The organism is Myxococcus sp. CA033, assembly GCF_013336625.1.
GTDB lineage: Bacteria > Myxococcota > Myxococcia > Myxococcales > Myxococcaceae > Myxococcus > Myxococcus llanfairpwllgwyngyllgogerychwyrndrobwllllantysiliogogogochensis.
Map to the genome: position 1 here is coordinate 1 of NZ_JABUMU010000035.1, position 13,827 is coordinate 13,827.

A 13,827-nucleotide genomic window follows, 5' to 3' on the forward strand; every position below is an offset into this window, starting at 1 on the left:
TGGAAATGGTGATGCCGGGCGACAACATCGCAATCGAGGTGGAGCTCATCACCCCGGTGGCGATGGACAAGGAGCTGCGCTTCGCTGTTCGCGAGGGTGGCCGCACGGTGGGCGCCGGCGTCGTGGCCGAGGTCATCGAGTAATACGCCTGGGAGGCCGCAGGGTCTCCTGGCTCCACTTTCCGGATTTAGAGGGGAGGGCACCTTCTGGTAGCCTTCCCCTCTCGTGTCTGATGAGGTAGGTCATGCCGAAGGGCAATCGTTCCATTATTTCGCTCGAGTGCACGGTGTGCAAAGAGCGGAACTACACGACCACGAAGAACAAGCGGAAGAGCCAGGACAAGCTCGAATTGAGCAAGTTCTGCTCGAAGTGCCGCAAGCATACGGACCATAAGGAAGGTAAGGTCTAGGTCGGTAGTTCCTGAGAGTTTCTAGGCCAGTAGCTCCAACGGTAGAGCAGCGGTCTCCAAATCCGCGTGTTGGGGGTTCGAATCCCTCCTGGCCTGCCAAGTCTCAGTGGGAGCGGGGCCCCCGGTACCTGGAGGTACCGGGGGTTCCTGTGTTTCCGCAGTTCGTAAAATTTCGCATTCGCAGTACCTCGTGAGGCACCATGGCGACGGCATCAGAGGCCAGCCAGCAGGCTAACCGCTCGGCGATGGATCCGAAGCGGCTCGTGGTCATCTTCTACCTCCTCGCCGGCATCATCCTGGCGCTGTTCCTGGAGCGCCTCTTTGGGGCGTTGTGGGCCAGCTTCGGATGGCCCGACTCGGTTCTCATCGAGGGGTTGGATTGGAAGGTGTCCACCCTCGTGGGCTACCTGGTGGCCGTGGGGCTTGCGCTGGTCGGATTCTTCCATCCAAAGACGCACACGCTCTCCATAGAGGTCGCGTCCGAGTTGATGAAGGTCTCCTGGCCTACCTGGCCGGAGACCCGGACGTCGACCATGGCCGTGGTCGTCGCCTCGCTTGTCGCCGCGGTGCTGCTCTTCTGCATCGACACCGTCGCGTACAACTTGATGGTGGAGTGGCTGCCGGCCCTGTGGGGGAAGCTGTAATGGCCATGAAATGGTACGTGGTCCACACCTACTCGAACTTCGAGAACCAGGCGAAGAAGAGCCTGGAGGAGAAGGTTCGGCTCGAGGGGTTGCAGGACCAGTTCGGTGAAATCCTCATCCCCATGGAGCAGGTCGTGGAGATGGTGAAGGGCGAGAAGAAGACGTCTCGCCGCAAGTTCTTCCCGGGCTACATCTTCGTGCAGATGGAGCTGAACGACCGGACGCTCCACCTGGTGAAGAACACGCCGAAGATCACCGGCTTCCCCGGGACGGTGCAGAACCAGAACCCCCTGCCCATCTCGGACCAGGAGGTCGCGCGGCTCACGTCGCAGATCTCCGAGGGCACGCTCAAGCCCAAGCCCAAGGTGCAGTTCGACGATGGTGACACGGTGCGCGTCATTGACGGGCCCTTCGCCAACTTCAACGGCACGGTGGAAGAGGTCAACGCGGAGAAGGGTCGCGTGAAGGTGCTCGTGAGCATCTTTGGTCGCGCCACCCCCGTGGAGCTGGACTTCATGCAGGTGGAGAAGACCACCGGCTAGTTTTTCGCGGGCGGCTCGGGTAGAGCGCGCCTCGCACACCTTCCGCGCCCTCCGGGGCGCGGTTCCATGGGTGGGAGGGCCTCCCCGTCTGGAGGCCCGTCAGGACCACCCCCTCGAAAGGCAGTAGTCAGCCGATGAAGAAGGTCACAGGTCAGGTCAAGCTGCAGATTCCCGCCGGCAAGGCGAACCCCGCTCCGCCGATCGGCCCCGCGCTCGGTCAGCAGGGCGTGAACATCATGGAGTTCTGCAAGCAGTTCAACGCGAAGACGCAGGCGGAGGCCAAGGAGGGACTGATCATCCCGGTGATCATCACCGTCTATCAGGACCGCTCCTTCACCTTCATCCTCAAGACGCCTCCGGCGGCCGTCCTCATCAAGAAGGCGGCGGGCCTGCACACCGACAAGAAGAAGGGTTCGGGCGCGAAGAAGCCTGGCAAGGAGAAGGTGGGGCAGATCACCCGGAAGCAGCTCGAGGAGATCGCCACGAAGAAGATTCAGGACACCACCGCCGCGTCGCTTGAGGCCTGCATGAACACCATTGCTGGCACCGCGCGCTCCATGGGCATCGAAGTCGTCGGCTAAGCCGCCGCCCCACTCACGGACGAGGATTTCTGTCATGGCTCAGAATGGGAAGAAGTTCCGCGCGGCCGCCACGCTGGTGGATCGCGAGAAGCGCTACAGCATCGCCGAGGGCTTTCAGCTCCTGAAGAAGACGGTGGATGCGCGGGCGTCGAAGTACGACCAGACGGTCGATGTCGCCATCAACCTGGGTGTGGACCCCAAGCACGCGGACCAGATGGTCCGTGGCGCCGTGGTTCTGCCCAACGGCACGGGTGCCACCGTGCGCGTGGCCGTGTTCGCGAAGGGCGAGCGCGCCACCGAGGCTGGCAACGCGGGTGCGGACATCGTCGGCGCGGAGGATCTCCAGAAGCGCATCGAGGAGGGCTTCCTCGACTTCGACACCGTCATCGCGACGCCCGACATGATGGGTATCGTCGGTCGCCTCGGTAAGGTGCTCGGCCCCCGTGGCCTCATGCCGAACCCGAAGGTCGGCACGGTGACCATGGACGTGGCCAAGGCCATCCGCGACGCGAAGGGCGGTAAGGTCGACTTCCGCGCGGAGAAGGCCGGCATCGTCCACGCGAAGATGGGCAAGGCCTCCTTCGCGGTGGACAAGCTCGAGGGCAACTTCAACGCGCTGGTGGACCTGGTGATGAAGCTCAAGCCGGCCACCGCCAAGGGCGTGTATCTGAAGGGTATCGCCATCTCGACGACGATGGGCCCGGGCATCAAGATCGATACCCAGGAGATTCTGGCCCGCCACCGCTAGGCGGACAGCAGGCAGGGCGGCGCTCCCATCCCCGCACAGGGGGTGTCAGAGGCGCCGCTTGCCTGACGTCTCAGGTTCGAAAGTTCTGGATCTTTGCTGAAGCCGGGGGTATAGGCCCCCGGCTTTTGCAATTGGAGCGCCACGTCGTGAGACGGGTGTTCCGACCTGGTTCATGACAGCAGGGACCCGGTCAGAGGAGAAGTGCCCCGTTGGGAACCGGACAACCGGTCGGGGCATGGCTTCCCCTGTCGGGTTCAAACGGCCGCAAGGCCAGCCCTGCCGAGACTGGAGGTGCGTTGTGGTGTCTCTCGGAGACTCCTCTCGCTCTGCCACTTTGGCCCAGGCATCACGCCCGTCGGAAGACGGGCCAGTAAGGAGGTGAGTCAAAGTGCTGAAGAGCGAGAAGGAGGAGATGATCAAGGAACTCCACGAGAAGTTCTCGCGGACCAAGTCGGCCGTCGTTGCCGAGTTCTCCAAGGTGGATGTGGAGACGGTGACGAAGCTGCGCCGGAAGTTCCGTGAGGGCAACGTCGAGTACAAGGTCATCAAGAACACGCTGGCGCGTCGTGCGGCGCAGGGCACGGACGTGGCTGTCATCGCTGATGACTTCACGGGTCCCGTGGCGCTGTGCATCAGCTACGGCGATGTGGTGGCCCCGGCGAAGATCCTGACCGAGTTCACGAAGGACCTCGAGGACAAGATCAAGATCCGCAGCGCCGTGGTCGACGGCCGCAAGGTCGACGCCGCCGGTGTCAAGCAGCTGGCGAAGCTGCCGGGTCTCAACGAACTCCGAGCGCAGTTGCTCGGGATGATCACCCAGCCGGCTACCAAGCTGGTTCGGACGATTGCCGCCCCGGGTACGCAGCTCGCGCGGGTCATTCAGGCCCACGCGGACAAGTCGCAGGGGTAGTTTTCCTCATCTGTCCGAGAAGTTTTTCTACACCCACCTTTTCGGCCGTTCCTCCCTTTGGGAGTAAGGCCGTTAGTCAATCCAAGAAGGACACAGTTCCATGGCTGACCTGAACGCAATCGTTGATTCGCTTTCCTCCCTGACCATCATCGAGGCCGCCAACCTGGTGAAGGCCCTCGAGGAGAAGTGGGGCGTCTCCGCCGCCGCCGCCGCCGTTGTCGCCGGTCCCGCGGCCGCCACCGCCGCTCCTGTTGAGGAGAAGACGGAGTTCACGGTGGTGCTGGCGAACGCCGGCGCCAACAAGATCAACGTCATCAAGGAGATCCGCGCCATCACCGGCCTGGGCCTGAAGGAGGCCAAGGACCTGGTCGAGGGCGCGCCCAAGACGGTCAAGGAAGGCGTCAACAAGGACGACGCCAAGAAGATCAAGGACCAGCTCGTTGCCGCTGGCGCCACCGTCGACGTCAAGTAAGTCGAACAGGAGCTGCTTGGTTTCCGGGAATTCCCAAGCAGCTTCCTGACCGAATGAGCAGGCCGGCGCTCCCAGTGAGGGGGGCTGCCGGCTTTGCCCATTTGACAGTTGCAAATTTCCCGGCGCCGCCGCGCGTTATCGATGTTTGCCCCGCCCGAGCAGCCGTCCCCGGAGCCAGAATGCCGACGCAGATCCAGAACAATTTCCGCGTGCGGAAGACCTTCGCCAAGATCGCGAAGATCATCGACATTCCCAATCTTATCAACATCCAGAAGCAGTCCTACGAGAAGTTCCTCCAGGCCGATATCGCCCCGGAGAAGCGTGAGGACGTCGGACTTCAGGGTGTCTTCAACTCGGTATTCCCGATTCGGGACTTCAACGAGACGTCGTCCCTGGAGTTTGTCAGCTACCACCTGGAGAAGCCGAAGTACGACGTCGACGAGTGCCACCAGCGCGGGATGACCTATTCCGCCCCCATCAAGGTCGTGGTCCGCCTGGTGGTGTGGGACAAGGATGAGGAGACTGGCGCCCAGTCCATCCGTGACGTGAAGGAGCAGGAGGTCTACTTCGGGGAAATCCCGCTGATGACCCAGAACGGCACCTTCATCATCAACGGAACCGAGCGCGTGGTGGTCAGCCAGCTGCACCGCAGCCCGGGTGCCTTCTTCGACCACGACAAGGGCAAGAGCCACTCGTCTGGCAAGCTGCTCTACAACGCCCGCATCATCCCCTACCGCGGTTCGTGGATCGACTTCGAGTTCGACCACAAGGACCTGCTGTACGTGCGCATCGACCGCCGGCGCAAGCTGCCCGCGACGGTGCTCATTCGCGCCCTGGGCGCCGTCAGCGACACCGCGAAGAAGAACCCGCTGGAGTTCAAGGGCTCCACCGAGGAGATCCTCAACTACTACTACGCCACGGAGACCATCTACCTCCAGAGCGCGACGGACTTCGAGAAGAGCGTCGAGCTGGAGCTGCTCCCGGGCCAGCGAGCCACCCGCGACATCAAGACGAAGACGGGCGAGCTCATCGTCAAGAAGAACCGCAAGTTCACCCGCGCCGCCATCAAGAAGCTCGAAGCGGCGAAGATGAAGACGCTCCCCATCGACGCGGATGAGCTCTTCACGAAGGTGTCCGCCTACGACGTGGTGGACGAGAACACCGGCGAGGTCATCCTCGAGTGCAACGAGGAAGTCTCGCAGGACAAGGTCGACGAGCTCCTGAAGCGCAACATCAAGGAGTTCAAGGTCCTCTTCATCGACAACCTCAACGTGGGTCCGTACCTGCGTGAGACGTTGATGCTGGACAAGCTCGAGACGCCCGAGCAGTCCATCATGGAGATCTACCGCCGCCTGCGTCCTGGCGATCCCCCGACGCCGGAGACGGCGATCAACCTGTTCACCAACCTGTTCTTCAACCCTGAGCGCTACGACCTGTCCAAGGTTGGTCGCCTCAAGTTGAACTTCAAGTTCGGCCTCGAGGAGCCTCTCGACGGGCAGATCCTCACCAAGCGGGACATCCTCGAGGTGATCCGCTACCTGATCGATCTGAAGAACGGCAAGGGCACCATCGACGACATCGACCACCTCGGCAACCGCCGGGTGCGCGCGGTGGGTGAGCTGCTGGAGAACCAGTACCGCATCGGTCTGGTTCGCATGGAGCGGGCGATCAAGGAGCGCATGAGCCTCCAGGAGATCGAGACGCTCATGCCGCACGATCTCATCAACGCCAAGCCCGTCACGGCGGTCATCAAGGAGTTCTTCGGGTCCAGCCAGCTGTCGCAGTTCATGGACCAGACGAACCCCCTGTCCGAGGTGACGCACAAGCGTCGTCTGTCCGCGCTCGGGCCCGGTGGTCTCACCCGCGAGCGCGCCGGCTTCGAGGTGCGCGACGTGCACCCGACGCACTACGGCCGCATCTGCCCCATCGAGACGCCGGAAGGTCCGAACATCGGCCTCATCGCGTCGCTGTCGACCTATGCGCGCGTCAACGAGTTCGGCTTCGTCGAGACCCCGTACCGGAAGGTCGAAGCGGGCATCGTGACGACGGACGTGGCCTTCTACTCGGCGCTCGAGGAGGAGAAGCACACCATCGGTCAGGCGAACGCCGAGACGGACAAGAAGGGCAAGTTCGTCAACGCGCTCGTGTCCAGCCGCCGCGGCGGTGAGTTCGTCCAGGCTCGCGCCGAGGACGTGGACCTGATGGACGTGTCTCCGAACCAGCTGGTGTCGGTGGCCGCGTCGCTCATCCCGTTCCTGGAGAACGACGACGCCAACCGCGCCCTCATGGGCTCCAACATGCAGCGCCAGGCGGTGCCCCTGCTGCGCACCAGCGCTCCGCTGGTGGGTACGGGCATCGAGGCCATCGTCGCGCGCGACTCCGGCGTGACGTGCGTGGCCAAGCGCGACGGCACGGTGGAGAGCGTGGATGCCGGCCGCATCGTGGTGAAGGCGGACGTGCCCGCTTCGCTCAGCGACGTCTCGAGCGAGGTCGACATCTACAACCTGCTCAAGTACCAGCGCTCCAACCAGAACACCTGCCTCAACCAGAAGCCCATCATCAGCAAGGGCGACAAGGTCCGGAAGGGTGACGTCATCGCCGACGGCCCGGCCACCGAGACGGGTGAGCTGGCGCTGGGCCAGAACGTGGTCGTCGCGTTCATGCCGTGGCAGGGCTACAACTTCGAGGACTCCATCCTCATCAGCGAGCGCATCCAGAAGGATGACGTCTTCACGTCGATCCACATCGAAGAGTTCGAGTGCATCGCGCGAGACACCAAGCTGGGCAAGGAAGAGATCACCCGCGACATCCCGAACGTGGGTGAGGAAGCCCTCAAGGACCTCGACGAGAGCGGCATCATCCGCATCGGCGCCGAGGTGAAGCCCGGCGATGTGCTGGTGGGCAAGATCACCCCGAAGGGCGAGACGCAGCTGTCTCCCGAAGAGAAGCTGCTGCGCGCCATCTTCGGCGAGAAGGCCGGCGACGTTCGTGACAGCTCCCTGCGCGTGCCTCCGGGCGTGGTGGGCACCGTCATCAACGCCAAGGTGTTCAGCCGCAAGGGCGTGGAGAAGGACGAGCGCGCCAAGCAGATCGAGTCCATGGAGGAGGCGAAGCTCCTCAAGGACCAGAACGACGAGATCAAGGTCCTCCAGGACAGCGCCATCGGCCGCATCCGCGCGCTGGTGCGTGGCAAGGAGGTCCAGGGCAAGCTCGTGGACGACAAGGGGAAGATCCTCCTGAAGAAGGGGGACATCCTCGACGACGCGCTGCTGGCCACCGTGCCCTACAAGTACTGGGGCGAGATCTCCGTCGGCGACCCGCTCGACTCTCGCGTGCGCGACATCCTCCGCAACCTGGAGGAGACGAAGGAGGCCGTGAAGCTGGCCTTCGGCGAGAAGATCGCCCGCATCAAGAAGGGCGACGAGCTGCCCCCTGGCGTCATCAAGATGGTGAAGGTGTACGTCGCCATCAAGCGCAAGCTGGCCGTGGGCGACAAGATGGCCGGCCGCCACGGAAACAAGGGCGTCGTGTCCCGCATCCTCCCCGAGGAGGACATGCCGTACCTGGAGGATGGCCGTCCGGTGGACATCGTCCTCAACCCGCTCGGCGTTCCCAGCCGCATGAACATCGGGCAGATCCTCGAGACGCACCTGGGCTGGGCCGCCAAGGGCACCGGCGAGGCGCTGCAGCGCTACGTGGAGGACAACTGGAGCGCTGACGCCATCAAGGTCCGCCTCAAGGCCATCTACGGTGAGGAGACCGCGTTCGGCGAGTTCCTCGACAAGCTGGACGAGGAGGAGATCAAGCAGCTCTGCCGTCGCTCCAAGCGGGGTATCCACGTGGCCACGCCGGTGTTCGACGGCGCGCACGAGCTGGAGATCCACCAGCTGCTGGACGAGGGGAAGCTGCCCCGCACGGGCCAGATGGTGCTCTTCGACGGGCGCACGGGTGAGCCGTTCGACCAGAACGTCACCGTCGGCGTCATGTACATGCTGAAGCTGCACCACCTGGTGGACGAGAAGATCCACGCCCGTTCCATTGGTCCCTACTCCCTCGTCACGCAGCAGCCCCTGGGCGGCAAGGCCCAGTTCGGCGGTCAGCGACTGGGAGAGATGGAAGTCTGGGCGATGGAGGCCTACGGCGCGGCGTACACGCTGCAGGAGTTCCTCACCGTCAAGTCGGACGACGTGGTGGGCCGCACGCGCATGTACGAGGCCATCGTCAAGGGCGACAACGTCCTGGAGAGTGGCCTGCCCGAGTCGTTCAACGTGCTTCTCAAGGAGCTCCAGTCACTCGCGCTCGACGTCGAGCTGCTGGAGCACGCCCCCCCGGAGCGGCAGCGCAGCTTCGGCGGTGACTTCCTGGGTGGTGGTGGTGACGGCGAAGACCGGAAGACCGGTACCGACGCCTGAGAGAGCCGGAGCGCCCGCCTGACCGGCCGCCCGCCACCCTGAAAAGGGTGGGCGCGGCCGGGTCCGGGGCGGGGGCCCGAATCAGCTGGCGTTCCCCACGGGGGACGCCTCACGAGATTTCGGAGGCAACGTGAAGGACATTTTCAACTTCTTCGAGAAGCCGAAGGACCCGCTGTCGTTCAACGCCATCCGCATCGCGCTGGCGTCGCCCGACAAGATCCGCCAGTGGTCCCATGGCGAGGTGAAGAAGCCGGAGACCATCAACTACCGCACGTTCAAGCCGGAGCGTGACGGCCTGTTCTGCGCCCGCATCTTCGGGCCGGTGAAGGACTACGAGTGCAACTGCGGCAAGTACAAGCGCATGAAGCACCGTGGCGTGGTGTGTGAGAAGTGCGGCGTGGAGGTCATCCAGTCGAAGGTCCGCCGCGAGCGCCTGGGTCACATCACCCTGGCCACGCCGGTGGCCCACATCTGGTTCCTCAAGTCGCTGCCGAGCCGCATCGGCAACCTGCTCGACATCACGCTCAAGGAGCTGGAGAAGGTCCTCTACTGCGAGAGCTACATCGTCCTCGACCCCAAGTCGACGCCGCTGACCAAGGGCGAGCTCATCAGCGAAGAGAAGATGCACCGGCTCTACCAGGAGCACGGTGAGGACTCCTTCACCACGGGCATGGGCGGCGAGGCCGTCCGCGAGATGCTCAAGGCGCTGGACGTGGAGCGGCTGTCCGAGGACCTGCGCAAGGACATGCGCGAGACCACCAGCGAGGCGAAGCGGAAGAAGTACGCCAAGCGCCTGAAGGTGGCCGAGGCGTTCCGCGTCTCCGGCAACAAGCCCGAGTGGATGATGCTGGACGTGATTCCGGTGATTCCGCCGGACCTGCGCCCGCTCGTTCCCCTCGACGGTGGCCGCTTCGCGACCTCCGACCTGAACGACCTGTACCGTCGCGTCATCAACCGCAACAACCGCCTCAAGCGCCTCCAGGAGCTCAACGCCCCTGACATCATCATCCGCAACGAGAAGCGGATGCTGCAGGAGGCGGTGGACGCGCTGTTCGACAACGGTCGCCGCGGCAAGACCATCACCGGCCCGAACAAGCGGCCGCTCAAGTCGCTGTCCGACATGCTCAAGGGCAAGCAGGGCCGGTTCCGTCAGAACCTGCTCGGCAAGCGCGTGGACTACTCGGGCCGCTCCGTCATCGTCGTCGGTCCCGAGCTGCGCCTGCACCAGTGCGGCCTGCCGAAGATCATGGCGCTCGAGCTGTTCAAGCCGTTCATCTACAACAAGCTCGAAGAGAAGGGTTACGTCACCACCATCAAGTCGGCGAAGAAGATGGTGGAGAAGGAGCGTCCCGAGGTCTGGGACATCCTCGAGGACGTCATCCGCGAGCACCCGGTGCTCCTCAACCGCGCGCCCACGCTGCACCGCCTGGGCATGCAGGCCTTCGAGCCCGTGCTCATCGAAGGCAAGGCCATCCAGCTGCACCCGCTCGTCTGCGCGGCGTTCAACGCCGACTTCGACGGTGACCAGATGGCCGTGCACGTGCCGCTCTCCATCGAAGCTCAGATGGAAGCCCGCGTGCTGATGATGTCGACGAACAACATCCTCAGCCCCGCGAACGGCAAGCCCATCATCGTCCCGACGCAGGACATGGTGCTCGGCATCTACTACATGACCCGCGCCCGAGAGTTCGCCAACGGCGAGGGTCGTGTGTTCAGCTCGCCCGACGAGGTGCGCGCCGCGCACGACCACGGCGAGGTGCACCTGCAGGCGAAGGTGGTCTGCCGCATCGATGGCGTCCGCAAGGAGACCACCGTCGGCCGCGTCCTCCTGTGGGAAGTGGTGCCGCGCCGCGTGGGCTTCGACGCCATCAACAAGGTGCTCGACAAGAAGTCGCTCGGCGGCCTCATCGACCTCTGCTACCGCCTCACCGGGGAGAAGGAGACGGTGCTGCTCGCGGACCGCATCCGCAGCCTCGGCTACTACAACGCGACCCGCGCCGGCATCTCCATCGCGCTCAAGGACATGATCATCCCTGCGAAGAAGCAGGAGTTCCTGGACTACGCGCGCAAGGAAGTGGCGGAGATCGAGAACCAGTACCTCGAGGGCCTCATCACCGACGGTGAGCGCTACAACAAGGTCATCGATATCTGGGCCGAGGTCACCGAGAAGGTCGCCCAGGAGATGATGCAGCAGATCTCCCAGGAGGAGACCTCCGGGGACAAGGACGGCAAGCGCGAGTCGCGCAAGCAGCCCTCGTTCAACCCCATCTACATCATGGCCGACTCTGGCGCGCGTGGTAGCGCCCAGCAGATTCGCCAGCTGGCCGGTATGCGCGGCCTGATGGCGAAGCCCTCCGGCGAAATCATCGAGACGCCCATCACCGCGAACTTCCGCGAGGGCCTCTCCGTGCTGCAGTACTTCATCTCCACGCACGGCGCTCGCAAGGGTCTGGCGGACACGGCGCTCAAGACGGCCAACTCCGGTTACCTCACCCGCCGTCTCGTCGACGTGGCGCAGGACGCCATCATCAACGAGTACGACTGCGGCACCATGGACGGTCTGTTCATCGGCGCCCTGGTCGAAGGCGGAGAAATCATCGAGCCCCTCGGCGAGCGCATCCTGGGCCGCGTGGCCCTCGATGACATCCTCGACCCCGTCACGGGTGAGGTGCTGGTGCGCGCCAACGAGGAGATCGACGAGGAGCGCGTCCGCCGCATCGAGAACAGCGGTCTGGACAAGGTGAAGATCCGCTCGGTGCTCACGTGCCAGGCCAAGCGCGGCATCTGCGTGGAGTGCTACGGACGTGATCTGGCCCGCGGCCGGAAGGTGTCCGTGGGCGAGGCCGTCGGCGTCATCGCGGCGCAGTCCATCGGTGAGCCGGGTACGCAGCTGACGATGCGCACCTTCCACATCGGTGGCGCGGCGACTCGGCGCGCGGAGCAGTCCAGCCTGGAGAACCGCTACGCCGGTAAGGTGAAGTTCGCGGGTCTCACCACGGTGCAGAAGGTGGATGGCACCCTGGTCGCGATGAACCGCAACGGCGAGCTCGTCGTGGTCGACGACTCCGGCCGTGAGCGCGAGCGCTACCAGATCATCTACGGCGCCCGCATCCTCATCAAGGAAGGGCAGCGCATCGAGCCGGGTACGCTCGTGGCCGAGTGGGATCCGTTCGCGATTCCGCTGCTCACCGAGGTCGGCGGCACGGTCCGGTACGAGGACATCATCGAAGGCGTGACGATGTCCGAGACGCTCGACGAGGTCACGGGCCTGTCCCGGAAGACCATCATCGAGTCCAAGGATCCGGAAGCGCGTCCGCGCGTCTCCATCCGCGACGCCCAGGGCAACACGAAGGACCTGCCCTCGTCCCGCAACCCGGCGAGCTACTTCCTGCCGCAGGGCTCCATCATCACCGTCAACGACGGCGATGAGATCCACCCGGGCGAAGTGCTCGCCAAGGTGCCCCGCGAGACGACGAAGACCAAGGACATCACGGGCGGTCTGCCCCGCGTGGCCGAGCTCTTCGAGGCGCGCAAGCCGAAGGACGCCGCGGCCATCGCGGAGATCGACGGCGTGGTGTCGTTCGGCAAGGACACCAAGGGCAAGCGCAAGCTCATCATCACCCCCGAGGTGAATGGCGAGCAGCGCACGGACCTGGCCAAGGAGTATTTGATCTCCAAGGGCAAGAACATCAGCGTCCACTCCGGCGACCGCGTGAAGGCCGGCGAGGCGATGATGGACGGCGCGGCCAACCCGCACGATATCCTCAAGGTGCTCGGCGAGAAGGAACTCGCTCGCTACCTGGTGGACGAAGTGCAGGAGGTCTACCGACTCCAGGGCGTGAAGATCAACGACAAGCACATCGAGACGATCGTCCGGCAGATGCTCCGCCGCGTGCGCGTCACCGACGTGGGCGACACCAACTTCCTCGTCGACGAGCAGGTCGAGAAGTGGGTGTTCGAGGAGGAGAACGAGAAGATCATGGCCGAGGGCAAGCGCCCGGCCGTGGGTGAGCCGCTGCTGCTCGGCATCACCAAGGCTTCGCTCTCCACCGAGTCGTTCATCTCGGCGTCTTCCTTCCAGGAGACCACCAAGGTGCTCACCGAGGCCGCCATCAACGGCAAGGTGGACTACCTGCGCGGCCTCAAGGAGAACGTCATCATGGGCCGGCTCATCCCCGCCGGCACGGGCCTGCCGAACTACAAGCACCTCGACATCGAGGTGGAGAGCCCGACCGACGAGGTCAACGAGATGGAGGCCGCTCTGGCTGGCGCCCATGGCGACGGAGGCCCCCTGGCCCCGCCGTCCCAGCGCTCGGAAGGCACCCAGACGACCGGCGCCGCCTAGCGCCCACCGGCCGCCCCCTGGGCGTGCCGACCTGCTTCCCTCCGCCGCCCCGGTGTTCGCACCGGGGCGGCGGTTTCATTTTCTGCCCCCAGTAAATCCGGACTTCCCGGACGTTGGTCTTGACGGTGATGGCGCGCTGCGTTAAGTTTTGCGCGAAGACTTTTGACACGCCGGGTGAGCCCCCGGCGACGCCAGGACTGAAAAGGGGAAGACGACATGGCCACGACGAAGCAGGCGGCGACGAAGAACGAGACGACCACGACCGAGGCGAGCGCCGAGGCGGTGAAGAGCGGTCTTTCGAACGTGGAAGTATTCCTGAAGGCCCAGCTCGCTCATGCGCAAAAGCGCATCGAGGAGCTGGAGGGCGAGGCCGGCAAGGTGGTGAAGGCGCTGGATGCCCGCCGCGTGGAGGCCACCAAGGAGGCGCAGTCGCTGTGGACGAAGTTCCAGGCGGGTGAGCTGCTGACGGACCCCCGCGTGAAGGAGCTGGGCACGAAGGTGAACGCGGCCGGCACGGAGCTGCGCAAGCGTCTGGATGGGCTGCAGGCCAGGGTGGTGGAGACGGTGGGCGTGGCCAGCCAGTCCCAGCTTCAGGAAATCAACAAGGAGCTGTCCAAGCTGTCGCGCAAGGTGGACGCGCTGCTCAAGCCCATCCGCCGCAACGGCGCCGCGAAGGGTTCCGAGACCACGCCGCGCGCCTGAGAGCGCCGCGTGGTTGACGGTTGGTGCCCCCTACCTACTCCACGAGTGGACACGGAGCAGGG

General features: G+C 64.4%; 10 protein-coding genes, 1 tRNA gene and 1 pseudogene. All 12 read left to right on the forward strand.

Annotated elements, in window-relative coordinates; translation table 11 throughout:
• Positions 1-143, forward strand: a pseudogene (gene tuf / locus HUA78_RS43105) (elongation factor Tu); the annotation flags it as partial.
• Between the two features lie 101 nt (positions 144-244).
• On the forward strand, positions 245-409 hold the full coding sequence (rpmG, locus tag HUA78_RS43110) for a 50S ribosomal protein L33 (RefSeq protein ID WP_046713307.1): 165 nt from the start codon (positions 245-247) through the stop codon (positions 407-409).
• Positions 410-432: 23 nt separating this feature from the next.
• Positions 433-508, forward strand: a tRNA-Trp gene (locus HUA78_RS43115).
• Positions 509-609: 101 nt separating this feature from the next.
• Positions 610-1,053, forward strand: coding sequence for a preprotein translocase subunit SecE (secE, locus tag HUA78_RS43120; protein ID WP_174478846.1), 444 nt, complete (start codon positions 610-612; stop codon positions 1,051-1,053).
• A complete protein-coding gene (gene nusG / locus HUA78_RS43125; protein ID WP_011553122.1) occupies positions 1,053-1,595 on the forward strand; it encodes a transcription termination/antitermination protein NusG in 543 nt (180 codons plus the stop codon). Before secE ends, nusG begins: the two co-directional genes overlap by 1 nt.
• Before the next feature lie 134 nt (positions 1,596-1,729).
• A complete protein-coding gene (gene rplK, locus HUA78_RS43130) occupies positions 1,730-2,176 on the forward strand; it encodes a 50S ribosomal protein L11 (protein WP_141642652.1) in 447 nt (148 codons plus the stop codon).
• A 34-nt stretch (positions 2,177-2,210) separates the two neighbouring features.
• Positions 2,211-2,924 (forward strand): 50S ribosomal protein L1, encoded by a 714-nt coding sequence (gene rplA / locus HUA78_RS43135; RefSeq protein WP_141642651.1) that lies wholly within the window; start codon positions 2,211-2,213, stop codon positions 2,922-2,924.
• Positions 2,925-3,312: 388 nt separating this feature from the next.
• Positions 3,313-3,834, forward strand: a complete 522-nt coding sequence (gene rplJ, locus HUA78_RS43140; protein ID WP_141642650.1) for a 50S ribosomal protein L10 — start codon at positions 3,313-3,315, stop codon at positions 3,832-3,834.
• A 100-nt stretch (positions 3,835-3,934) separates the two neighbouring features.
• Positions 3,935-4,306, forward strand: a complete 372-nt coding sequence (gene rplL / locus HUA78_RS43145) for a 50S ribosomal protein L7/L12 (protein WP_174462379.1) — start codon at positions 3,935-3,937, stop codon at positions 4,304-4,306.
• A gap of 179 nt (positions 4,307-4,485) precedes the next feature.
• The gene (gene rpoB / locus HUA78_RS43150; RefSeq protein WP_174462380.1) at positions 4,486-8,718 is read left to right on the forward strand and encodes a DNA-directed RNA polymerase subunit beta; all 4,233 of its coding nucleotides are present in this window, start codon (positions 4,486-4,488) and stop codon (positions 8,716-8,718) included.
• A 130-nt stretch (positions 8,719-8,848) separates the two neighbouring features.
• Positions 8,849-13,063, forward strand: coding sequence for a DNA-directed RNA polymerase subunit beta' (gene rpoC, locus HUA78_RS43155; protein WP_141642647.1), 4,215 nt, complete (start codon positions 8,849-8,851; stop codon positions 13,061-13,063).
• Between the two features lie 216 nt (positions 13,064-13,279).
• Positions 13,280-13,765, forward strand: coding sequence for a hypothetical protein (locus HUA78_RS43160; protein ID WP_141642646.1), 486 nt, complete (start codon positions 13,280-13,282; stop codon positions 13,763-13,765).
• The last annotated feature ends 62 nt before the right edge of the window (positions 13,766-13,827 follow it).

Coding starts and splice junctions, on each gene's coding strand:
- rpoB (WP_174462380.1), top strand. CDS start 4,486: ATGCCGACGCAGATCCAGAACAATTTCCGCGTGCGGAAGACCTTCGCC.
- rplK (WP_141642652.1), top strand. CDS start 1,730: ATGAAGAAGGTCACAGGTCAGGTCAAGCTGCAGATTCCCGCCGGCAAG.
- rplA (WP_141642651.1), top strand. CDS start 2,211: ATGGCTCAGAATGGGAAGAAGTTCCGCGCGGCCGCCACGCTGGTGGAT.
- nusG (WP_011553122.1), top strand. CDS start 1,053: ATGGCCATGAAATGGTACGTGGTCCACACCTACTCGAACTTCGAGAAC.
- rplL (WP_174462379.1), top strand. CDS start 3,935: ATGGCTGACCTGAACGCAATCGTTGATTCGCTTTCCTCCCTGACCATC.
- rpmG (WP_046713307.1), top strand. CDS start 245: ATGCCGAAGGGCAATCGTTCCATTATTTCGCTCGAGTGCACGGTGTGC.
- HUA78_RS43160 (WP_141642646.1), top strand. CDS start 13,280: ATGGCCACGACGAAGCAGGCGGCGACGAAGAACGAGACGACCACGACC.
- secE (WP_174478846.1), top strand. CDS start 610: ATGGCGACGGCATCAGAGGCCAGCCAGCAGGCTAACCGCTCGGCGATG.